At 44.6% G+C, this 20,874-nt stretch carries 23 protein-coding genes; 14 read left to right on the forward strand and 9 right to left on the reverse strand.

What is annotated here, in order from left to right; all coding sequences use genetic code 11:
* Positions 1–2: 2 nt before the first annotated feature.
* Positions 3–428: a response regulator gene (locus NFI81_RS06270; protein ID WP_234613395.1), complete on the reverse strand. Its 426-nt coding sequence runs from the start codon at positions 426–428 to the stop codon at positions 3–5.
* Positions 429–622: 194 nt separating this feature from the next.
* Here NFI81_RS06270 and NFI81_RS06275 point away from each other — a divergent pair, with 194 nt between their 5' ends.
* Positions 623–1,243 (forward strand): YceI family protein, encoded by a 621-nt coding sequence (locus NFI81_RS06275; protein WP_234613393.1) that lies wholly within the window; start codon positions 623–625, stop codon positions 1,241–1,243.
* A 2-nt stretch (positions 1,244–1,245) separates the two neighbouring features.
* Here NFI81_RS06275 and NFI81_RS06280 read toward each other — a convergent pair whose 3' ends face one another.
* From NFI81_RS06280 to NFI81_RS06305, 6 genes are all read right to left on the reverse strand, one after another.
* Positions 1,246–2,010 carry an SDR family NAD(P)-dependent oxidoreductase gene (locus NFI81_RS06280; RefSeq protein WP_234613392.1) on the reverse strand — a complete coding sequence of 255 codons (765 nt, stop codon included), beginning with the start codon at positions 2,008–2,010 and terminating at the stop codon, positions 1,246–1,248.
* A gap of 85 nt (positions 2,011–2,095) precedes the next feature.
* A complete protein-coding gene (locus NFI81_RS06285; protein ID WP_234613389.1) occupies positions 2,096–3,007 on the reverse strand; it encodes a helix-turn-helix domain-containing protein in 912 nt (303 codons plus the stop codon).
* A 38-nt stretch (positions 3,008–3,045) separates the two neighbouring features.
* Positions 3,046–3,315, reverse strand: a complete 270-nt coding sequence (locus NFI81_RS06290; protein ID WP_234613387.1) for a UBP-type zinc finger domain-containing protein — start codon at positions 3,313–3,315, stop codon at positions 3,046–3,048.
* A complete protein-coding gene (locus tag NFI81_RS06295) occupies positions 3,315–4,976 on the reverse strand; it encodes a response regulator (RefSeq protein WP_234613385.1) in 1,662 nt (553 codons plus the stop codon). The genes NFI81_RS06290 and NFI81_RS06295 overlap by 1 nt, the downstream gene beginning before the upstream one ends.
* Before the next feature lie 35 nt (positions 4,977–5,011).
* Positions 5,012–6,412 carry a sensor histidine kinase gene (locus tag NFI81_RS06300; protein WP_234613384.1) on the reverse strand — a complete coding sequence of 467 codons (1,401 nt, stop codon included), beginning with the start codon at positions 6,410–6,412 and terminating at the stop codon, positions 5,012–5,014.
* A 127-nt stretch (positions 6,413–6,539) separates the two neighbouring features.
* Entirely contained in the window at positions 6,540–6,899 is a 360-nt protein-coding gene (locus NFI81_RS06305) for a hypothetical protein (RefSeq protein WP_234613383.1), read from the reverse strand.
* A 127-nt stretch (positions 6,900–7,026) separates the two neighbouring features.
* Between NFI81_RS06305 and ligD the strand changes: the two genes are divergently transcribed.
* Together ligD and NFI81_RS06315 are read left to right on the forward strand one after the other, a co-directional pair.
* Complete coding sequence (gene ligD, locus NFI81_RS06310) at positions 7,027–9,789, forward strand: DNA ligase D (protein ID WP_234613382.1); 2,763 nt, start codon at positions 7,027–7,029, stop codon at positions 9,787–9,789.
* A 155-nt stretch (positions 9,790–9,944) separates the two neighbouring features.
* Positions 9,945–11,453 (forward strand): PAS domain-containing protein, encoded by a 1,509-nt coding sequence (locus NFI81_RS06315; protein WP_234613381.1) that lies wholly within the window; start codon positions 9,945–9,947, stop codon positions 11,451–11,453.
* Positions 11,454–11,460: 7 nt separating this feature from the next.
* Here NFI81_RS06315 and NFI81_RS06320 read toward each other — a convergent pair whose 3' ends face one another.
* Together NFI81_RS06320 and NFI81_RS06325 are read right to left on the reverse strand one after the other, a co-directional pair.
* A complete protein-coding gene (locus NFI81_RS06320; protein ID WP_234613380.1) occupies positions 11,461–12,057 on the reverse strand; it encodes a hypothetical protein in 597 nt (198 codons plus the stop codon).
* Between the two features lie 5 nt (positions 12,058–12,062).
* On the reverse strand, positions 12,063–12,869 hold the full coding sequence (locus NFI81_RS06325) for a metallophosphoesterase family protein (protein ID WP_234613379.1): 807 nt from the start codon (positions 12,867–12,869) through the stop codon (positions 12,063–12,065).
* A gap of 143 nt (positions 12,870–13,012) precedes the next feature.
* Between NFI81_RS06325 and NFI81_RS06330 the strand changes: the two genes are divergently transcribed.
* The 11 genes from NFI81_RS06330 (at position 13,013) to NFI81_RS06380 (ending at position 20,732) form a co-directional block, all read left to right on the forward strand.
* On the forward strand, positions 13,013–13,477 hold the full coding sequence (locus NFI81_RS06330; RefSeq protein ID WP_234613378.1) for a hypothetical protein: 465 nt from the start codon (positions 13,013–13,015) through the stop codon (positions 13,475–13,477).
* A gap of 117 nt (positions 13,478–13,594) precedes the next feature.
* Positions 13,595–14,173 (forward strand): hypothetical protein, encoded by a 579-nt coding sequence (locus tag NFI81_RS06335; RefSeq protein WP_234613377.1) that lies wholly within the window; start codon positions 13,595–13,597, stop codon positions 14,171–14,173.
* Between the two features lie 138 nt (positions 14,174–14,311).
* Positions 14,312–14,782, forward strand: a complete 471-nt coding sequence (locus NFI81_RS06340) for a response regulator transcription factor (RefSeq protein ID WP_234613376.1) — start codon at positions 14,312–14,314, stop codon at positions 14,780–14,782.
* Between the two features lie 119 nt (positions 14,783–14,901).
* Positions 14,902–15,438, forward strand: coding sequence for a DUF4199 domain-containing protein (locus NFI81_RS06345; protein WP_234613374.1), 537 nt, complete (start codon positions 14,902–14,904; stop codon positions 15,436–15,438).
* 39 nt (positions 15,439–15,477) lie between these two features.
* Positions 15,478–15,864, forward strand: coding sequence for a VOC family protein (locus NFI81_RS06350; RefSeq protein ID WP_234613373.1), 387 nt, complete (start codon positions 15,478–15,480; stop codon positions 15,862–15,864).
* A gap of 317 nt (positions 15,865–16,181) precedes the next feature.
* Positions 16,182–16,982, forward strand: a complete 801-nt coding sequence (locus NFI81_RS06355; RefSeq protein ID WP_234613372.1) for a helix-turn-helix domain-containing protein — start codon at positions 16,182–16,184, stop codon at positions 16,980–16,982.
* A 57-nt stretch (positions 16,983–17,039) separates the two neighbouring features.
* A complete protein-coding gene (locus tag NFI81_RS06360) occupies positions 17,040–17,867 on the forward strand; it encodes an NAD(P)H-binding protein (RefSeq protein ID WP_234613371.1) in 828 nt (275 codons plus the stop codon).
* Between the two features lie 185 nt (positions 17,868–18,052).
* Positions 18,053–18,415, forward strand: a complete 363-nt coding sequence (locus tag NFI81_RS06365; RefSeq protein WP_234613370.1) for a YtxH domain-containing protein — start codon at positions 18,053–18,055, stop codon at positions 18,413–18,415.
* Positions 18,415–18,846 (forward strand): YsnF/AvaK domain-containing protein, encoded by a 432-nt coding sequence (locus tag NFI81_RS06370; RefSeq protein ID WP_234613369.1) that lies wholly within the window; start codon positions 18,415–18,417, stop codon positions 18,844–18,846. The genes NFI81_RS06365 and NFI81_RS06370 overlap by 1 nt, the downstream gene beginning before the upstream one ends.
* 45 nt (positions 18,847–18,891) lie before the next feature.
* The gene (locus NFI81_RS06375) at positions 18,892–19,791 is read left to right on the forward strand and encodes a YsnF/AvaK domain-containing protein (protein ID WP_234613368.1); all 900 of its coding nucleotides are present in this window, start codon (positions 18,892–18,894) and stop codon (positions 19,789–19,791) included.
* Positions 19,792–19,952: 161 nt separating this feature from the next.
* The gene (locus NFI81_RS06380) at positions 19,953–20,732 is read left to right on the forward strand and encodes a lysophospholipid acyltransferase family protein (protein ID WP_234614888.1); all 780 of its coding nucleotides are present in this window, start codon (positions 19,953–19,955) and stop codon (positions 20,730–20,732) included.
* Positions 20,733–20,874: the final 142 nt, after the last annotated feature.

Genomic DNA, 20,874 nt, shown 5'->3' on the forward strand with positions numbered 1-20,874 from the left:
AACTATGCGTAATTATTCGGGTGCAAGCAGCTTTGCCAGTAATCGAAGAGTATCTTGATCCTTTTTTTCAAATCTTCAAAGCTGTTCTCTTTTTTGAAAAATCCTTGAATGGTTGCTTCGTAAGCTGCTGAAATGACATGCGGATTATCCGCTGTACTGAAAAAAACAAAGGGAATTGACTTCTTTTTCAGATACTCGTTTTGCTCAATGCGGAAACGCAGCTCCAATCCGTTCATTACGGGCATGTTAATGTCACACAAAATGAGAAACGGCTGTTCCTTGGTAGTTTCTAAAAAAAGCAATGCTTCAAGTCCGTTCGAGAAGAAGATCAACGGGTTTGGAATCTGTAATTCCTCCACGACGCTTTTAATCAAAAACTGATCATCGGAATCGTCTTCAATCGAAATGATTGGTCCTTTTACTGACATTTTAAAAATTTTGGTTTCTACTTCCCGTGTAAATATCACATTTATTCAAACGAATACCTATTGAAAAGGCAATTACGGATAATTCCTTTGGCGTAGGTTTTCGTCCGTTTTGCGTGGGCTTACACAGGTGAAGCTGCCTTAGTTTTGCATCATATTTAAAGCCATGATTAACAACACAAAAACAAAACACAAAAATGAAAAAGCAAATTTTTACGCTATTAGCATTAATTTCAATCGGTTTCAGCTGTACAGATCACGATGTTGAAACCACAAATTACAAGCTGGATGAAGCCGTTTCGGTTGCGGAATGGAAGGGTTATCTCAGGAATGAGTATTTTAATGAAGGCTCCATTACTATTAAGAGCGAAAGCCTGGTTCTTCGTGACGGAAAGGTTCAAAGCGGTTCTTTCACCATCCCCATCTCATCGATCGTGAATTTCAACCTTCCGACAGAGGAATTGAAACAAACACTTGTCCATCATTTACAGAGTGCCGATTTCTTTAATATGGCGCTGCATCCCGAAGTAAAATTCAAAATTGAGAGCGTAGCGCCTTATACGGGAGCAGGCGCTGATGTAATTGCAGGTGCAAATCAATTGGTGAATGGAAATTTAACAATGTTAGGAATCACGCATTCACTGTCCTTTCCGGCCAAAGTGGAGGTTAGTGGTTCAAATTTGAAGGTTGAGGGCAAACTAAAAATAGACAGGACCAAATGGGGTATCACCTACGCCACAGATCCTGCCTTGCCCGACGATGCTGTGATCAAAAATGAGATTGACCTCCATTTGAAGCTCGCCGGTAATAAGTTGTAACATCAAAGGTTCATCCCACCCGAAGCCTCGATCCGCTGGGCGTTGATCCAGCGGGCGCCTTCGGTGCATAAGAACGCTACCACCGCGCCAATATCCTGAGGCTCACCTACTCTGCCCAGTGCAGTGATCGAATTCATGTGATCCTCCAACCCGGGATGTGCCGCAAATGCCTGTTTGGTAAAGTCTGTGTGAATAATGCCCGGCGCAACCAAGTTGACCGTAATGCCTCTGTAACCCAGTTCCTTTGCAAGATATTTGGTTAGCACTTCAATAGCGCCTTTCATGGATGCATAAGCAGCGTAACCGGGTGTAGCAAAGCGCGTTAATCCTGTGGAAAGGTTTATAATGCGACCATTATCTGCAATGTAGGGCAATGCTTTCTGGGTCAAAAAGTAGACGCCCTTGAAATGCACGTTCATTAATGCGTCAAAATCGTCTTCGGTTGTATCTGCGAATTTAGAGTTGGCGTCAATCCCGGCATTGTTGATCAGAAAATCAAATGTTTTGCGGCTCCATTTTGATTCCAAAACCGCTTGAAGTTCTGTAAAAAACGCATCGAAACTTTTCGTATTTGCCGTATCCAGCTGCATTGCAATGGATTTCCTGCCCATTCCTTCGATGGTTCCCACCACTTCCTGTGCCTCCTGTTCCTTGCTGCGATATATTACGATAACGTCTGTTCCTTGTTCGGCCAGATTGAGCGCCATATTTTTTCCCAGTCCTCTGCTTGCACCGGTAACCAATGCTATTTTATTTCCTTGTTCCATCTTTTTGTTTGTTTTAATTGATGAAACAAAGGTATGCCAGGCCGGAAGGAGAAATTTGTGCGTTTCAAATCAAAACTTACAAAAATCAAATCTCGATTCTAAAAGCACGTGGACTGAATGTTGTATGCTTTTTGAAGAGGTTGTTAAAATGGGAAGGTTCTTCAAATCCCAAACTGTATGCGATCTCCGAAACATTCCAATCGGTGTGTTTCAAGAGGATTTTGGATTCCTTAATGATCCGCTCGATGATGAGCTCGGTAGTGGTTTTTCCAGTGACGAGTTTTAAAACCTTATTGAGATAATTCACATGGATTGCCAGCTGATCTGCATAGTCCTTTGCTGACCGGAAAACGAGCTTCTGGTGCGGCGGCTCGATGGGAAACTGGCGTTCGAGCAGTTCAATAAAAAGCGAGGAAACTCGCTTGTGTGCGTTGGTTTCGATAAAAAGCGCAGTAGCAGGCTGCAATTTCTGGCCGCTATGGATCAGTTCGAGCACATAATTCCGAAGCAGGTCATATTTGAATGCATAATCGGAGGAAATTTCCTTGAACATTTTATTAAAAATGTGTGTGATATCCTCGATCTGCTCGTCATTCAGAAAAAATATGGGGACATTGCCGGGTTTGAACACCGGGAGATTTTTTAATAGTATCCCACTATTGTTCTGGGTAAGAAAATCCTCTGAAAAAATGCAGAACATTCCGGATTGCTTGTCGTCCAGCGGCTCCCAGTTGTACGGAATTTGCGGCGTGGCAAACAGCAGCGCATTATGCTCAATGTGGACAACCTTATCCGCATATTCAGCGCGGTTTTTACCGATGATCAGGCTGATCTTGTAGTAAGCGCGCCTGTTGTAAGGCACTGCTTTGGGCTTGGAATCCCTGAAAAGATCCTCTGTCCTGAAAATATTAAAATGACCGATCTCCTTCTTGACCGGCTCAGGAATCAGCTGGGAAGTATCTTTGTAAAATTCCGGGATTGAAGTTGGTTTCTCCATAAACAAAGTTACAAAATTCAATCCGGGAATTTTCGACCCTAGTCGTATTCAACAAATGCTTCATCTTTATAACACCAAAGCCACTGCTCACCCGGTTCCGCGGAACTCGCGACTGGATGACCGGTTTGGTGATAATGCTGCGTCATGTGCTTTGCGGGAGAGCTGTCGCAGCATAATGTTGCGCCACACGTCTGGCAGGTGCGCAGGTGCAGCCACCGTCCATCCACTTTTACGCATTCCTCGCACGCATAAGCAGCCGCTTTTTTGATCTCCGTAATTTCACTGATGTGCTGACAAACCTGATCCATTATACTTCACTTAAATATTGGTGAACAAAACTGATTGACATTGAGCCTTCTCCAACCGCCGACGTGACGCGGTTCATGGCGCCCGCACGCACATCCCCAGCCGCGAAAATCCCGGGTGAACTGGTTTCCAGCAAATAAGGATCACGCTGCATTTTCCAAACCTGGCGGAAACTGTCATGACTCTTCATATCCCGGCCGGTTTCGATGAATCCTTTGTTGTTTTTAATGATCTGTAAACCAACCCAATCCGTGTAAGGTCTGGCACCGATGAAGATAAAAAGTGCGTCGGCAGGCACATCACGTTCTTCGGCAGTGTTCAGGTCAACCAGTCTTAACCCTTCCAAATGTTCGTCGCCTTTCGCTTCCATGATTTCTGTGCAACCCAGGATCGCCACATTCTCTGTGTTTCTGATCTGGTCGATCAGATAAGAGGACATGGAAGAAGAAAGGTCATTTTTGCGGACTATAATGTAGACGTTTTTGGCAAATTTGGACAGATACATGGCCGCCTGACCGGCAGAATTTCCACCGCCGAGCACATAAACGTCTTTATTGCCGCAAGAGCTCGCTTCCGTGCTGGCCGCGCCATAATAAATGCCTTTGCCTGTAAAATCTTCGATCCCTTTGGTTTCCAGCTTCCGGTAATCCACACCCGTTGTGATCACCACGGCGCGGGCATTGATCTCCGTGTCGTCTTCCAGCACAATGGTTTTATACTGATCTTTTAATTTAATCTCCTTCACCGATTGCGGGGATAGGAATTCTGTCCCAAAACGCGTTGCCTGTGTAATGGCCCTCCTTGTCAGCTCCGAACCACTCAAACCAGCCGGAAAGCCCAGATAATTTTCGATTCTGGAACTCGTACCAGCCTGACCACCAGGTGCTTTCCGCTCGATCAGTAAAGTACTTAAACCTTCCGAAGCACCATAAACCGAAGCAGCCAGCCCAGCCGGACCAGCGCCAATAATAACCACATCGTAAACCTGCAATTTCACCTTCGCATTCAAACCGATATGAGAAGCCACATCCAGTAACGAAGGCGTTTTCAGGATTGTCCCGTCTTCAAAAATGACAGTTGGAAAATCGGTTGGACATAATCCATTGGTTTTAATAATCTGTTTGCCCGCATCACTCGAATTGGCATCCATCCATTGATAAGGGACCAGATTACCAGCAAGAAAATCCTTGATTTCGTGGGACTTAGGCGAGAATTGGTAACCTATTACTTTAATGCCTTTAAAATCCGGGCGGTAATTGGCTTGCCAGTCGTGCAGCAATTCATCAATGGCGGGATAAAGTTTTTCCTCAGGCGGATCCCACGGTTTCATGAGGTAATAATCCAGCTGCACATCGTTAATCGCCTTTATCGCCGCATCCGTGTCCGAATATGCGGTTAGCAACACCCTTTTAGCGAAAGGAAAAATAGCCATCGCTTTTTCGAGGAAATCCACGCCCTGCATTTCCGGCATACGCTGATCGGAAACGAAAATAGCCACTTCTTCACCTTTATTTTGAAGTTCCAATAAGCTCTCCATAGCCTCGCTAACGGAAGAAGTGCTCAGCACCCGGTATTTATCCCGGTATTGCGCTTTCAGGTCGCGGCTGATCGCCCGCAAAACCTGTGGATCGTCGTCGATTGAAAATATAATGGGCAAACCCATAGTAATGATATTGTTATAGGATTAAGAAATTCAAATTAACCATTGATTGGAAAACAAACCAAAAATTCCGTCTTACCAGGACCGGTATGCAGCGTCACTGAGCCGTGATGCTGTTTGATAATACGCATCACCACATCCAAACCCAAACCCGTGCCCTTTCCAATTGCCTTAGTGGTAAAAAACGGATCGAAAATTTTGTTTTTGATCTCTGCCGGAATGCCCGGGCCATTGTCGCAAATAGACACTTTCACAAATTCCTTGTCCCTGTGCGTAATGATCCGCAATTCAGGATTAGGCTGGTTTTCCAGCGCGTCTATCGCGTTGTCAATCAGATTGGTCCAGACCTGATTGAGCTCGCCTACCATTACTTTTACATGCGGCAGCGTCAGATCAAATTCTTCTGTAACTTTAATATTAACCTTTTTCAACTTATAATTCAGCATTGTGAGTGTATTTTTGATACCAATGTGAATGTCGATCACTTCCTTCTCCCCGCCCCTGTCCATGTGCGTGAATGTCTTCACAGAACCCACCAGATCCGCGATCCTTTTTGAGGCTTCCTGAATGTCGGCCACCATGCGTTCGGTGGTCAGGTTATTATTGATCCAAAGCAGGATCGGGGAAAAATCATCTTTATTGATCTTGCTTTTCAGCTCTTCGAGATCAGCCTCGGTGATGCCAAATTCTACAATATTATCCGCAATATCATCGCATTCCCCAATGCTGTTCACATCCAGCCAGTCCAGAATTTCGTCCTCGCGTTCGGAGCGCTGCATCATACTCAGCACAGGACGCTCCGTGTTTGCCATAATTTCCATCATTTTTGCATTGATGAGTTCAATCTCTTCCGGAGAAAGGTGAATGGAAATAAGCTTTTTGAATGCGCCTGGCTGCAATAACAGGTGTTTTTTTAAAGAAACAGAACCCCGTACAATTGCAGCTGCCGGATTGTTCAGCTCGTGCGCGAGGCCGGCCGATAACTTACCTAATGCCATCATTTTCTCATTTTGCTGTTCCAGTTCCGTGAACTCACGCACTCGGGAAGTCATTACAACCACCAGCGCCTGCGTAAGCTCGTAGTGAGAGATGATCAGTTCCCGCATCTGCTCAACCGGAAATGTCATGATCTGCGTCAGCTCCGTACATTGACCGTAAGCCACACCCACTTTCCCTCTCGAGAATGGCAAAACGCCCGTGACTGTGCCGGGAAGCAACTCTGCAATAAACAACTTGGCATTGTTCTGAATGCGGTACAATTCAATGCGACCGGAAATGATGACGTGCGTGCCATTCAGCGGCTCACCGGGCGAAGTCATAAACGCGCTTTCTTCCAATTCATAGTGCCTGCTCCTGTCAATCATCCATTGCAACTGATCCTCAGGCACATCCTGAAAAACTTTTATGGATTTCAGATCCTCTACTTTTATATCCTTCATGAAATAATGGCTTGGCGTAACTCAATGTCCTAATTTCGAAAAATTTGGTCATTTGGCTGATATTTTTTTACGCAAACCTGCCGAATTTGATGTTGAAATGTTGAAGCATGAGATCTTGACCGAACACCTACGCTGCACCTCCTGTCACGACGCGGTTGTATATTTTATATTCAGGCAATCCGCTGATATGTTCCGCGAGACTGATCTCCACCCAGTCCCTATTGGCCTGATGCACAAAAACTCCATTGAAAGCAGTAAAGAGCAACTTCAATGTGCTGATGGAATCTTCATCCATGTTGATTTCCTCATGTCCCAGTTCTCCCGAATGATAGTAACCCCGGCAAAGCCCGAGGGAAGTTTCGAATTCAATCTTAACCAAACTACCTGAAAGTTCCTCCTGCACGCTTTCCACGATGATCTCCTCGCGAAGGTCTTCCGCAGTTCCCAAAGTTTCTTCCTGTTCTCCCAATATATCGATAACACTCATCACAAAATGCGGTTGGTAAGCCATCGACAGCCAAAAAACCATTCCTGCCAGGCGCTCGCTATCAATGCGGTACGATTATTTTGAATGTATTGGTTCGCAAAACTCTTCATTAAACGCTATTAAAACCATGAGCCTGACCAAATACAACGAGAAACGTTCCTTTGAGAAAACACCTGAACCAAAGGGTGGAAAAGCCGATTCGGAAGAACTCATTTTTGTGATCCAAAAACATCATGCTTCGCGGCTGCATTACGATTTCAGGCTGGAAATGGATGGTGTTTTGAAAAGCTGGGCCGTTCCTAAAGGCCCTTCCCTGGATCCGGCTACGAAGCGGCTGGCTATGATGGTGGAAGACCATCCTTACGATTACAAGGACTTCGAAGGAATAATACCAAAAGGCAATTATGGTGCTGGAACCGTAATGGTCTGGGATGAAGGGACATACGAACCATTGGAAGAAGCCAAAACCAAAAAGGAAAAGGAGAAAATATTACTGAAAGAACTGGCATCCGGCTCTGTAAAGATCCGCATGAAAGGCAAAAAGCTAAAAGGTGAATTTGCTTTGGTCAAAACAAAAGGTATGTCAGAAAACTCCTGGCTGCTCATTAAGCACCGGGATAAATTTGCATCCGAAACGGATATTACAAAACAAGATAAATCGGTGATTTCCAATAAGACATTGGATGCTATAAAAGCAACCACTGATAATGTTTGGGGGGAATCAGAAAGTGATGAAAAGACAGGTGATAAAGCCAAAAAGACGAAGGACAAAAAGGATGAGGAAGCCCCTATTGATGAATACATTGAAAAGGAAAAAGACGATAAATCCGGTGAAAAGGACGCTGCAACGCTCTTGAAAAAGGGTAAAAAGGCGAAATTTCCTGAGGACATCGTGCCCATGCTCGCTACGCTAGTCGACGAACCATTTGATGATCCGGGCTGGGAATATGAGGTCAAATGGGACGGTTACCGGGCATTGGCTTACATGAATAAAGGCGTTACCGAGCTTAAATCGCGGAATAAGAAGTCATTTAATGATAAGTTTTATCCCATTCACGAAGGCCTGTGTGACTGGAAGATCAATGCGGTGCTGGACGGGGAAGTTGTTGTCATCAATGATAAAGGCCATTCTGATTTCGGGGCTTTGCAAAACTGGCGCAGCGAGGCAGACGGTGAGCTGGTCTATTATGTATTTGATATATTGTGGTATGAAGGCAAAAGTCTTGTAGATCTGCCTTTAACCGAGCGAAAAGCTATTTTGCAAAGCATAGTGACTGAGGATAGTCCCGTCAGGATTGGTTACAGTATTGCGGCTGAGGGAACTGCCTTTTTTAATGCGGCCGGGGAAATGGGACTGGAAGGGATCATTGCCAAAAGATCCGATAGCGCCTATCAGGTCGGTTTGCGCACGAACGATTGGCTGAAAATTAAAATACACAACCGGCAGGAAGTCATCATAGCAGGTTACACACGCAATGCGGGCACGTCCAAGCATTTTAGTGCGCTGTTACTGGCTGCTTACGACCAGGGCGTGCTGCAATATGTAGGCAAAGTCGGCACGGGCTTCAAGGACAAACAGCAAAAAGAAATGCTGGAACTGTTTAAGCCATTGGAAACAGAAAATAGTCCATTCAAAGAAACACCCGATTACAACAAGCCATCCCGTTTCCGGCCCAATCCGCCGAAAGCCAATGCAACCTGGCTCAAACCGGAGCTGGTTTGCGAAGTGAGCTTCACAGAAGTGACTTCGGACGGCGTTTTCCGTCACCCGTCGTTTGAGGGAATGCGTGAGGATAAAAAAGCCAGGGACGTTGTGCGCGAAATCGAGCAGCCGACGGAAAAAGCTGTTGAAGAGGACAAAAAGTCAGAGAAGGAAGATAAGAAAGCGCAAAAAGAAGAAAAAAAGTCGGAAAAGAAAGAGATCATCGCGAAACCAGACAAGTCGAAACGCAAGACATTGCTTAACCCGACGGATGAAACGCAGGTCAGAAAAATCAATGGTAATGAGGTCAAATTTTCAAATCTGAGTAAGATTTTCTGGCATCATGAAAAAATTACGAAGCGCGATGTCATCAATTATTACTATCAGGTCGCCCCGTTCATTTTGCCATATCTGGAACGCAGGCCATTGTCATTAAACCGCTTCCCCAATGGCATTGATGGAAAGAGTTTTTACCAAAAAGACGTCACCGGCAAGGTGCCGTCGTGGGTTGAAATGTTTCCCTACACTGCAAATGATGAAGAACAGCAGAAAAACTTTATGGTTTGCAATGATGAAGCGGCATTGTTATATATGGCCAATCTGGGCTGCATTGACATGAATCCCTGGAACAGCCGTACCCATAAACCGGATAACCCCGACTGGTGCCTGCTCGATCTGGACCCGGACACGACCAACACTTTCGAGCAGGTGATCGAGACGGCGCTGGCTATTAAACAATTACTGGACTCGCTGAATATTGACGGTTACTGCAAGACATCCGGCTCCACAGGCCTGCACATTTACATCCCGCTGGGCGCAAAATATTCTTACGATCAATGTCAGCTTTTTGCCCAATGGATCGCCAGCCAGGTGCAACAGGAATTGCCCGGCTTCACCAGCATTGAGCGCATGACCAAAAACCGCAAAGGAAAACTATACATTGATTACCTGCAAAATCGCCCGAAAGCAACATTAGCGGCTCCCTACTCCATCAGACCGAAACCGGGCGCGACTGTTTCAATGCCATTGCATTGGGAAGAAGTTAAAATAGGCTTGCAGTTGCGGGACTTTACTATTTTAAATGCGATGGACCGGTTGCAGCAGGAAGGCGATCTGTTTAAACCCGTGCTCGGAAAAGGCATCGACCTGGAAGCAGCCATTGGAAAAATCGAAGCGGAAGCCAAATGAATTTTTGCAGTGTGTTAACGATCACACCTACATGTCGAATAAATTCTCATTAAACAGGTAGCTAAAATGCATGAAGAATTAACATTAAAAATATAAATTGTCTTTATACTCTGCGTTAACTCCATTACGTACCCATACAACTAAAATTCACAAGCATGGATTTGAGCCTGTTTAATGGTATGGTCGATGAAAAGACCATGGGCGAGACGCAACGCATAGCACGGGTTGGAAGCTGGGAAGCAGATTTGCTTTCGGAATCTATCATCTGGTCCGATTTGGTTAAGGAAATTCACGAAGTGAGCCTCGACTATCAGCCGAGTTTCAGCTCCCCCATGGATTTTTATACGCATGAATACCAGGAGCTGGTCATGCAGGCCATGCAAAGAACGATCAGCGACGGATCATTATTCGACATTGAGGCTATCATCGAAACAGCCAAAGGAAACAAATGCTGGATCCGGGTAAGCGGCAGGGCCGAATTGCGGGATGGACAATGCATCCGGATTTACGGGGCGATCCAGGATATTCACGACCGCAAGTTGGCCGAGCTTGGATTACTTGAATCGCGTAACCGTTTCGAATCGCTCGTGCAGACCGTCGATGGCATTGTATGGGAAGCAGATGTGAATACGCTGGAATTTTCATTTGTGAGTGACCAGTCCTCGCGAATCCTGGGTTACCCGCCCGAAGAATGGATAAAAACCAAGAATTTCTGGCAAAGCCATATTCACCCGGACGACCTCGAACATGCGATCGGTTACTGTCACCGGCAAACACGGGAAGGCCGAAACCATATTTTCGACTACCGTATGATATCGGCTGACGGCAACATTGTTTGGATTAAAGACATCGTTTCCGTGATCAAAACAGACGGCGTGCCTACCCTTTTGCGCGGCGTGATGGTGGACGTGACCGAAACCAAGCGGTTTGAAATTCTTGAACATTTGGAAAGGACTGTCCTGGAATTAAATTCAACGAAGGAACATTCACTGAAAAAGATGTTGTCGCAGTATTTGCTGGGAATCGAGCAGATATATCCGCATATGAAATGCTCTATTGTTGGCATTGTAGACGGGAAATTAAGCAATTTGTCCTCACCCAGTTTGCCGGAAGCTTATATCCGGGCACTCGAAGGGTTGCAAATCGGGCCCAATGCCGGCTCATGCGGCACAGCTGCTTACCTCAAAGAAAAGGTGATCGTCAGCGACATCGTACGCGATTCGCGGTGGACCATGTACTCTCACCTGGCGCTTCCCCACAATCTTCGCTCCTGCTGGTCACATCCGATACTGGATTCGGATGGCAGTGTCACAGCCACTTTTGCCATTTATTATGATCATATCAAGACGCCCGATGAGGATGAGCTGAAGGTGATAGACCGTGCAGTTGCGATTTTGAAAATCATTTTGGAAAACAAAAAAAATTGTGAAATCATTATTTCAAGCAGGTCGAGGCAAAAACGGGAGGAGCTTAAATTACAGGAGATTGCTTATCTTCAATCGCATGTGGTTCGTGCGCCACTTGCACGCCTAATGGGCGTGATCGATCTGATCAAAAATTATTCGCATACCGACATTGAGAAAAATGAGCTCCTGGATCATTTGCTATTATCTGCAAAGGAACTGGATGAGGTCATTCGCGATATTTCAGAAAAGACGGAATAAACCAGCCTTAAAAGCCATACCGCAGCCCTATCGCCAGATTTACAATATCCGAAGGTCTGAGATAACCCGTGTTCTGCACATAGCTGATCAGTAAAAGGTCGTAAGTGCCTAGTTCATAATACATTTCGAGCGATCGCTGCCTTTTATTTACAACCAAATCCTTGCCCAACTTGCCACCTATGTAAGCGCCGGGTCTGAATGAGGTCGCCCACCAGTAATATCCAACCGGATAGTGAGATGGCAATTTTGTATCAAACTGTTTCCCAAAAGTGTAGCTCAGATAAAATCCAATGGAAAATGGTTTGATATAATAACTGTTCTTCAAAGGAATGCTCCAGGGAGAGTATGTGGTTTTTAATGTTGTACTAAACAGCCCGTCGCCCCCAAACTTTTGCGGAAGGAAGCCAAAAAGCAAGTCCGTTTCGAGGGTTTTGTTGTTAGAAATATAACCAGGCCCGCCGGACAAAAAGCCAATGTTACCCGCAAACTGTAATTTCAAATGGTCGGGCATAAACCACTTTCGCTCGGAATCCAGCCTGTCCTTAATTTGAGCAGTTGCAAAAAAAGGAGCTAAGAGGAACAGTAGTAGAGGTAATTTCTTCATGACGATCAGTATTCAATCTTTTCTGCTTTATAACCACCTTTCCAGGTCGTAAAAAGCCAATAACCGCGCTCTCCTGTGCTGGTAGTGAGGTAATAGTGAACACCATCCTCATAAAAATCGCCATCCCTGAATGTGTGCTGATGACCGTAGAGCGAAAATTTGACATTAGGATCATTGGCCAGAAGTCCGGCATAACCATCCTGCAATTTCGGATCGAAATCTCCGTCGAAAGGCGGAATATGCGCTACGACAATCGCATTTTTGTTATCGCGGTTGTCAGCAAGCTGGGATTGGAGCCAGTTTAAGTTTGGAACTTCGCCATTGAAGACGTATTCGCGTGAATTCGTATTAATAAAAATGAACTTGTTATGGCCATACTCGAATGAGTAATCCATCGGCCCGTAAATTTTGCGGTAAGCTGCTGGTCCGTTCGCTACGAGATCATGGTTGCCGATAACGGTGAGGTAAGGACATTTAAGTTTCACCAGAATCTCATTCACCCACTTGAACTCCTGGGAAAGCCCGAAGTCGGAAATGTCACCTGCGTGCAACACAAAAGCAACGTCTTTCTGATTGTTCGCGCTTTCTATAAAAGCGTCTGTTTCATCGTACCAGCGCTGCGTATCCCCCATGAGGATAAACCTGACCGTATCCTTTAAAGGAATGGCCTGAATGCGCTCGATGTTTTTCTGGTTTAAATTGGTCTCGCTGTCTTTAAAAATAACTTGATTGGGATTGTACTGAAATACGCCCTCGCAGGCTGTTAAAGTCATTCCCAAAGCGAGCAGGAGTGCTTTTGGAAAATTTTTCAATATATGGCTAATTTTTGTTGACAATAACCAACTAACCATAAACGTCATGTTTAAATTCCTAAAAACACCGTTTTGAGGTTAAGAAGGTCGAAACTCCGAGGCATGATTATTGCACTGTGCTGGTAATCTTACTCTAACATGTTATGAAAATAAAAACTATCGGAACGCTCGCATTGCTTGGATTTCTCTCCATCACCATGCCGCTGACGGCCCAGGTTGTTTCAAAGGATTCTTTGAACACGCTCAAAGAGCAAAAGGCGAACATTGAGGTTAGCAAAAAATTAAATGAGCGCAAAATGGAGCTTGCCAAGCTCGAAAATGAATTGGATGGCGCAACACGCGAAGTAGAAAAAACGGCGGAACAAGCGCAAAGATCAGCGGATGACAATCAAAAGAATGCTGAAAGATTAGGCAGTGATCCGCAAGACAAGAAACTGGCCAGAAGAGCAGGGAACAGCGCAAGCGGCGCCCGAAAAGATGCCAAACGCGCCAGAAAAGCAGCAGATCATCTCGACGACCTTAAAAAAGACATTGAGTCATTAAGGAGAAGAATTGCGGACGACGAGGCAAAATTAGGCGATATGCAGGGCGGATCTTCTTCGAACTAATCACATGATCCTCTTCTGATTACAGGGTGTATCCATTTTTATGGATGCACCCTTTTTGTTTTTTTGCGCGGCATGCTTTTTTAATAAAAATGGAATCAATCAACAAATAAAAATATTATGGCTACTGCATCAGCAAAAACCAATACAAAGAAAACAGCGCCTAAGGCGGCAACGAAAACAGCGTCCAAATCAACCGCTGCAAAGAGTGAGACTAAGACTGCGGCAAAGAGCGAGACTAAGACTGCGGCAAAAAAGGAGACTAAAACAGCAGCAAAAAAGGAGACTGTCGACAAAGCAGAAACTAAAACGCCTGCGAAAACAGCCGCAAAAACGGCCACAAAAACGGAGACCAAGGCAACTACCAAAAGCACTGCTAAAAGCACTACCAAAAGTCCCGCTAAAAAAAGCAGCGATTCGGATTCCAAGTCAAACACAACATCCAACCACGATGAGATCCGTGCATGGGTTGAACAGCGGGGCGGCAAACCAGCGATGGTGAAAGGCACCAGTAAAAAGAAATCAGAAGCCGGGATCCTGAGAATTGACTTTCCCGGATATTCTGGAGAGGACACATTGCAAGAGATCGGTTGGGACGAATTTTTCCAGAAGTTTGATGAAGGAAATCTTCAATTTCTGCATCAAACAGAAACAGCAGACGGAAAAGAAAGCCGTTTCAACAAATTTATTTCAAAATAACTTCATAAAACAATTGCAGAGCCGTGCGTGTCGTACGGCTCTTTTTTTATTAAAACATAAAATACTTTTTATATTAATAATATTAGAATTTAATATAAAAAGTATGATATTTAATTACTAGCCAAAAAATCGCTGCAAATGACTTGGGAAGTTTTCAATAAATACAAACCAACAATCCTATACGGCATCTCACTCGCCTTACTGTTGTTTTTGTTAAAGTGGCTCGAACTCCGTTTTATCGTCATCAATCACATCTTCGAAATTTATGCAGGTGCCATCGCATTGCTCTTCACCGGCCTGGGGATCTGGATTGCACTCAAACTGACCAAGCCAAAAGTCGAAACAGTGTTCGTTGAAAAAGAAGTTTTTATCGATACAAAGGACTTTCAGTTTAATGTCCAGGAACAGGCACGTCTTGGTTTAAGCAAAAGAGAACTCGAAGTCCTCAGCCTGATCGCGGAAGGCCTGACCAATCAGCAAATCGCCGTACAGCTTTTTGTGTCTCTGAACACCGTAAAAACGCATTCATCCAAATTATTCGAAAAAATGGAAGTGAAGAGCCGCACACAGGCTGTGGAAAAAGCCAAAAGACTGAGTCTCATCCCTTAACCATGAGCCATACTTTCGGGTGAAAAAGTAGGTTTCATGCTAAAATCACCCGAAAGTATGAGTTAAATTAGCGATCAGCTCCTCAATTTTGCAGCATAACCTAACCAAATGATCGCATCATGAAAAAAATCATTCTAGTCTGCGGGTTGATCTCGGGGATCATTGTTTCCGTGTTCATGGTCTCTTCCGTCGCCGTATGCTATTCCAGCAGTGATTTTGAAGGCAATATGCTGCTTGGCTATGCGGCCATGCTACTCTCTTTTTCACTGATTTTTGTGGGTGTGAAAAATTTCCGGGACAAATATAACGGCGGTTCTGTGTCGTTTGGAAAAGCATTTCAGATTGGCCTGCTTATCACATTAATCGCCTCCACAGTATATGTAATTGTCTGGCTGATTGACTATTACTTATTTGTACCCGAATTTATGGACCGTTACACCACGCACGTCATGCGTGAATTACAGCGAGAAGGGGCAACCGCGCAGGAACTGCAACAAAAATCCGTGGAAATGGAGGGCTATCGTGAAATGTATAAAAGTCCATTGATGGTCGTTCTTTTCACATACGCGGAAATTTTGCCGGTTGGACTCATTGTGTCACTATTATGCGCATTGATCCTGAAAAAGAAACCCTCGCAACCGCTCCCTGCCATTTGATAAGCCATTAAAGCAACTCTTAACCAACACATAGTCACAATGAAAATTATCGTAACCAGCGTAATGGTCGATGACCAGGAAAAAGCCAGGAAATTTTATACGGAAAAATTGGGTTTTGCAGTGAAGTCGGATGTTCCAGTCGGGGAATACAAATGGCTGACCGTTGTTTCACCGGAGGATCAGCACAGCGTGGAACTATTGCTTGAACCAATGGCTTTTGGTCCTGCAAAGGTTTATCAAAAACAACTATTCGATGCCAACATCCCGGCAACGATGTTTGGCGTTGACGATATCGGGGCGACCTATGAAAAGCTTTTGGAGCTCGGGGTGAAATTTAAGAGCGAGCCCAAAAAAATGGATAATGTTACTATCGCCGTTTTTGATGACACCTGCGGAAACCTGATCCAAATCGCCGAACAGCATTAATGTATGAAAGAGCGTTCGGCGCTGCGGAACAAATCCGGATTACTAGCGTCGCATTGATATCACAAGTAAAGTATAGTGTGTGCATAGTAAAATATAGTGTGTGTACCAGAACTTTATTAAGCCGTTACAAATAAACACCAATCGTAATTTGTTCTCAAAGCCGTTGATTGACTGGCGGGGTTCAATTAGTAATCGGTAAAAGAGCGGTAAAGTGTCGGTTTTGTACAAGTTTATTTGACCTGACGGATCTTACATTTACTGTGATAAAGCCTGCTAATGCAACTCACTGTCAACACATCAAAATAAATAGACCAGCCATGAAGCCAATCATCAGAAAATCAGCACTTAATAAGTACATCAAGAACATATGGATTTTAGAAAACCACGACATTGAGCAAACGGATCATTCACTTAAATTCTTTGCAGATGGTTGTTCGGGCCTGATGTTTCAGCAAACAGAGTCCGGTGTTTTGATCGGGGACAAAGAATTATCCAGCTTCCTGCTATACGGACAGACAGTCAAACCCATTGAAATGAAATGTTCCGGCAGCTACAAAATGATCGTTTTTGTCCTATATCCATATGCGATTCACGCATTATTTGGGCTCAACGCCAGCGAGTTAACGGATACATGCCTGGACATGCGCACTTACTCGTCCCTTTCAAAAGAAGTGGAAAGCAATTTAATGCACGCTGCTTCGACGGAAGAACAAGTCAGGATTATGGAAACATTTCTGGCAAACCAGGCGGCTTCCGCCAATGCTGACCCGCAAATACAGCATATGACGACATTCATGATGAATTCAAGCGGCAGCTACACGGTGAAAGATTTGCAGGAAACCACGGAGATGTCGGAGCGGACTTTCGAGCGGAAATTTGCGAGACAGGTGGGCGTTCCTCCAAAATTATTCTCAAAAATTATCCGGTTCCATTCGTCCATCCGGCAAATGGACAAAGGTGCTTACGAGAAATTATCGGACGTTGCTTATGAGAACGGGTATTCCGACCAGTCACATTTCGTGCGGAACTTCAAGGAATTTACAAGCATTACACCGCGTGCCTATAAATCGAAAAGAATTTCAGAAAATAATTCACTTGACGGTTTTGTCCAAGTTTAAGCTTTCGGGCAGCATTAGTTTTGATAAAAATTAATATTGAATCAAAACAATTAGCTCATGAAAACCTTAGTATTAGGAGGAACCGGTAAAACAGGCCGCAAGGTCGCAGAAAGATTACAAAAATTGAATGCGGACGTAAGAATCGGTTCGCGTTCCGCTTCACCGGCATTTGATTGGGAAGACAAATCAACCTGGGACGCCGCGCTCGACGGAATAGATCAGGTTTACATTTCCTTTCAGCCCGACCTGGCTGCGCCCGGAGCAACGGCCGCAATAAGTGCATTGGCAAAATCAGCTGCGGACGCGGGTGTCAAAAAACTGGTCTTGTTGTCCGGCCGCGGAGAAGAAGAAGCGCAGCAATGTGAGCAGATCGTCATGTCATCAGGACTGGATTGGACCATTGTAAGGGCGAGCTTTTTTAACCAGAATTTCAGCGAAAGTTTTTTGGTAGATTCCGTTGCAGCCGGATATGTAGTGCTGCCCGTGGGCGATATGCGCGAACCATTTATTGATACCGATGACATTGCAGACGTTGCCGTTGCTGCACTCACCGACACAAAACACAGCCGGAAAGTTTATGAAGTAACAGGCCCTCTGCTTCTTACTTTCGGCGAAGCTGTGCAGGAAATCGCCGAAGCAACAAACAGGGAAATTGTGTACCAGGAAGTGACAATCGGTGAATATGAGGCAATGCTTACGAAATACCACGTTCCTACCGATGTCATTTCGCTGTTGAAATATTTGTTTACGGAAGTGATGGATGGGCGGAATGAATATTTGTCCAACGGTGTGGAGGAAGCATTGGGCAGAAAACCGACAGATTTCAAAGAGTTTGTGCAAAAAACCATCGGAACCGGTGTATGGAACCAGTCAGTATATAAGTAGTAGATGATTTCATAACAAAAGCCCGACCGTCTGGCACAATGCATTTATATCCTGGAAGCTGGGTAAAATGGGCAACCTATTTTACCCAGCTTCCAGGATTTTTAACATTTAAGAGCAATCACGCCCCCCATTTTGTACTGGCACATTTTTCGCTAAGCACGGTATCAAACTAAAACTATACTGCAATGAGATCTAGAAATGATTATGATGAGAAAGAAAGTTCAGATGGCGGATTTGTCCTGGGCTTGTTGGTTGGCGCTACCATAGGCGCGGCGGCTGCGATGTTATTTGCGCCCAAGTCAGGTGTCGAAACCCGTCAGCAAATTAAAGATCTGGCTGACCAGCAAAAAGACAAGTTGAGGAATCAGTGGGAAGAGACTAAGCTGAAAGCTGCCATAGCAGTTGAAGAAGGCAAAGAAAAGCTGAACACAGTTGCAGAGCAGACTAAAGAGGTCGTTGACTCATATGCGGATAAAGCCAAAGACACGGTTAATCATCTTGCAGATGGGACAAAAGCAACTGTAGACAAATTTCAAAAACGTTATTAATGAGTGCCGGCGAACAGCACTTTAAGGATATTTTCAACAGCTCACCTTCGGGTGAGCCGTTGAAGATCCCGATTATTGAAGAAAAGCTGGTAGTCTCTTCCAAGCGAATTGCAACCGGGAGCTTACTAATCTCGAAAAAGGTTTTGGAAGAAGAAGCACTATTTAATGGTACTATCAGTAGTGAGGAATTGATTGTGGAGAGGAAGGAAATTAACCAATATGTGGAAATAGCACCGGAAGCTGTTAGGCAGGAAGGTGAAGTAACCATTGTTTCGGTTATGAAAGAAGTACTCGTGGTTGAAAAGCGCCTGATGCTGGTAGAGGAGCTCCATATTACGAAGCGTGTGCATCAGGAACAAAAATCGTATGCCGAAAAACTGCGAAAGGAAGAAGTGACCATTTCAAAAGGCGACCCAGGCACGAATATTTAATGGCTGGCGCAATTCAACAAACTAAAACCTTTAAAATAATAAATCATGGCCAATACAGTAATTGGAATTTTTGAAAGTGAAAGTAAAGCGCAAGAAGCGCAAAATTATTTGCTGGCAAACGGGTTCGCAGCCGGTGATGTTGACATTTCAACCTCGTCTTACAATTCAGATACGACTGCGTCAACAGTCAATAGAGATGATGAAGACTTTGGTGACCGCATTGGTAACTTCTTTAAAGATCTTTTTGACGGGGATGAAGATGAGACCAGACGTTATTCGGAAGCAGGAAAGCGTGGAACCATTGTGACCGTGCATGCCATCGACGCCGATGAGGCAGAAACTGCCGCAGCGATCCTTGATCAGTATGGCGCAGTTGACATAGATGAGACAGCGGCCGGTTATGTTTCAAGCCAGGGTTACGCTGGTACTGCCACGGAATCTTCGGTTAATACATATGCCGATAATTCGGTTGATCCTTATGCCAACAGGTCTCTTGATGTGGTTTCCGATGGCTCACTGGTTTCAGATAGCTCATTGGTGTCAGATGATCAGACAGATTCGCTTCCGGTAATCAGGGAGGAGTTGCAGGTAGAAAAACGGGAGATCGAAACGGGTGGTGTGCGTTTAAGAAGCCGCATTATCGAGCGTCCCGTTCAGGAAAGCATACGCCTGCGTCAGGAACAAGTAAATGTTACCAGGACACCGGTTGACCGGATTGCGTCTGAATCTGATTTTGATACTTTTAAAGAAGGAACTATCGAAATGACAGAATATGCGGAGGTTCCGCTTGTAAGCAAAGAAGCACGGGTTGTGGAAGAAATAAGCTTGAACAAAACCGTGGACGAGCGTGAAGAGGTGATTAACGAAACCTTACGGAATACCGAAGTAGAAGTAGAAGACCTTACTGACGAGGAAAGGCTCAGACGATCAGGCTTGGATCTTTAAGCAACATAACATCGAAAAATTGGAAGGCACCTTACCAGGTGCCTTTTTTAGTTAACATTCAATTCATGAACAAAGCGTTCAAAATATTTTCTCCGTTTAAAAAGCTTCCGATAGGGCCAAATAGTTGGGCAATTACCGGGGCAAAAATCTTGTCGATGATTATGTTTGTTTTCTTGCGCTACTTTTTGAAATACCGTCATAAGGTAATACTGGCAAATCTTACTAAGGCATTCCCATCAAAGAATAAACGTGAATTGCGGCATTTGACTTTATCCTATTACCACCATATGAGCGACCTTTTTGTCGAACCGTTCCTGTTCTATTGCGTTTCCGACAGCCAGAGACGCAAATTAGCCAGTTACACCAATAAGGGGCTTTTGCAACGGCTTTATCGAGATAACAAACAAGTTGTATTGCTTGCTTCCCATTACGGGAACTGGGAATACCTGACCAATTTGCCGCAAGTGGCGGGATATGATGTTTACTCTGCGTTCTCCCCTGTAAAAAACCGTCACATTGATAAGATGATGTTTAAAATGCGCTCCTTCCTTGGCGTTACGCTCATTCCCCGCAAACATTTTTACAGAAAAGCGCTGTCACTTTTGCAGCAAGTTGGCACGCCGAAAATGATTTTGTTGATTGCAGATCAGCGGCCTGCCCCCGGAAGTAGCAAATATCACCTGCCTTTCCTCGACCAGGATACAAAGGTGCAGATTGGCGGTGAACGGATGGCTGTTTCTTCTGATGCGGCTGTTGTTTACATTGAATCGGAAAAGACTTCCCGGTTCCACTATAATTTTACTTTCCGGATGATAAGCGAAAAGGCGGCAAATGCAGTGCCTATGGAAATTACCAAGAGTTATTTCGGCAATTTAGAGAAAACCATAAACCATTCTCCTGCGTATTGGTTATGGTCGCACAACCGATGGCGGCAAAGCTAGGTTAGCCTTTTTAAGCAAATCATGCACTTTTTGTAAAAAACTGCGCCGATAGATTCCATTTCCATCAAATAATTGTCCAAAACCGAACGCTTTAATGTGCGCTATCGGACGGCTGCAATCACTAAATCGCGCTTAGTTCTTG

It is taken from the genome of Dyadobacter fanqingshengii, assembly GCF_023822005.2.
GTDB lineage: Bacteria > Bacteroidota > Bacteroidia > Cytophagales > Spirosomataceae > Dyadobacter > Dyadobacter fanqingshengii.

Excerpts from the sequence above, each read along its gene's own strand:
- NFI81_RS06270 (WP_234613395.1), bottom strand. The coding sequence starts at position 428 with ATGTCAGTAAAAGGACCAATCATTTCGATTGAAGACGATTCCGATGAT.
- NFI81_RS06275 (WP_234613393.1), top strand. The coding sequence starts at position 623 with ATGAAAAAGCAAATTTTTACGCTATTAGCATTAATTTCAATCGGTTTC.
- NFI81_RS06280 (WP_234613392.1), bottom strand. The coding sequence starts at position 2,010 with ATGGAACAAGGAAATAAAATAGCATTGGTTACCGGTGCAAGCAGAGGA.
- NFI81_RS06285 (WP_234613389.1), bottom strand. The coding sequence starts at position 3,007 with ATGGAGAAACCAACTTCAATCCCGGAATTTTACAAAGATACTTCCCAG.
- NFI81_RS06290 (WP_234613387.1), bottom strand. The coding sequence starts at position 3,315 with ATGGATCAGGTTTGTCAGCACATCAGTGAAATTACGGAGATCAAAAAA.
- NFI81_RS06295 (WP_234613385.1), bottom strand. The coding sequence starts at position 4,976 with ATGGGTTTGCCCATTATATTTTCAATCGACGACGATCCACAGGTTTTG.
- NFI81_RS06300 (WP_234613384.1), bottom strand. The coding sequence starts at position 6,412 with ATGAAGGATATAAAAGTAGAGGATCTGAAATCCATAAAAGTTTTTCAG.
- NFI81_RS06305 (WP_234613383.1), bottom strand. The coding sequence starts at position 6,899 with ATGAGTGTTATCGATATATTGGGAGAACAGGAAGAAACTTTGGGAACT.
- ligD (WP_234613382.1), top strand. The coding sequence starts at position 7,027 with ATGAGCCTGACCAAATACAACGAGAAACGTTCCTTTGAGAAAACACCT.
- NFI81_RS06315 (WP_234613381.1), top strand. The coding sequence starts at position 9,945 with ATGGATTTGAGCCTGTTTAATGGTATGGTCGATGAAAAGACCATGGGC.
- NFI81_RS06320 (WP_234613380.1), bottom strand. The coding sequence starts at position 12,057 with ATGAAGAAATTACCTCTACTACTGTTCCTCTTAGCTCCTTTTTTTGCA.
- NFI81_RS06330 (WP_234613378.1), top strand. The coding sequence starts at position 13,013 with ATGAAAATAAAAACTATCGGAACGCTCGCATTGCTTGGATTTCTCTCC.
- NFI81_RS06335 (WP_234613377.1), top strand. The coding sequence starts at position 13,595 with ATGGCTACTGCATCAGCAAAAACCAATACAAAGAAAACAGCGCCTAAG.
- NFI81_RS06340 (WP_234613376.1), top strand. The coding sequence starts at position 14,312 with ATGACTTGGGAAGTTTTCAATAAATACAAACCAACAATCCTATACGGC.
- NFI81_RS06345 (WP_234613374.1), top strand. The coding sequence starts at position 14,902 with ATGAAAAAAATCATTCTAGTCTGCGGGTTGATCTCGGGGATCATTGTT.
- NFI81_RS06350 (WP_234613373.1), top strand. The coding sequence starts at position 15,478 with ATGAAAATTATCGTAACCAGCGTAATGGTCGATGACCAGGAAAAAGCC.
- NFI81_RS06355 (WP_234613372.1), top strand. The coding sequence starts at position 16,182 with ATGAAGCCAATCATCAGAAAATCAGCACTTAATAAGTACATCAAGAAC.
- NFI81_RS06360 (WP_234613371.1), top strand. The coding sequence starts at position 17,040 with ATGAAAACCTTAGTATTAGGAGGAACCGGTAAAACAGGCCGCAAGGTC.
- NFI81_RS06365 (WP_234613370.1), top strand. The coding sequence starts at position 18,053 with ATGAGATCTAGAAATGATTATGATGAGAAAGAAAGTTCAGATGGCGGA.
- NFI81_RS06370 (WP_234613369.1), top strand. The coding sequence starts at position 18,415 with ATGAGTGCCGGCGAACAGCACTTTAAGGATATTTTCAACAGCTCACCT.
- NFI81_RS06375 (WP_234613368.1), top strand. The coding sequence starts at position 18,892 with ATGGCCAATACAGTAATTGGAATTTTTGAAAGTGAAAGTAAAGCGCAA.
- NFI81_RS06380 (WP_234614888.1), top strand. The coding sequence starts at position 19,953 with ATGTTTGTTTTCTTGCGCTACTTTTTGAAATACCGTCATAAGGTAATA.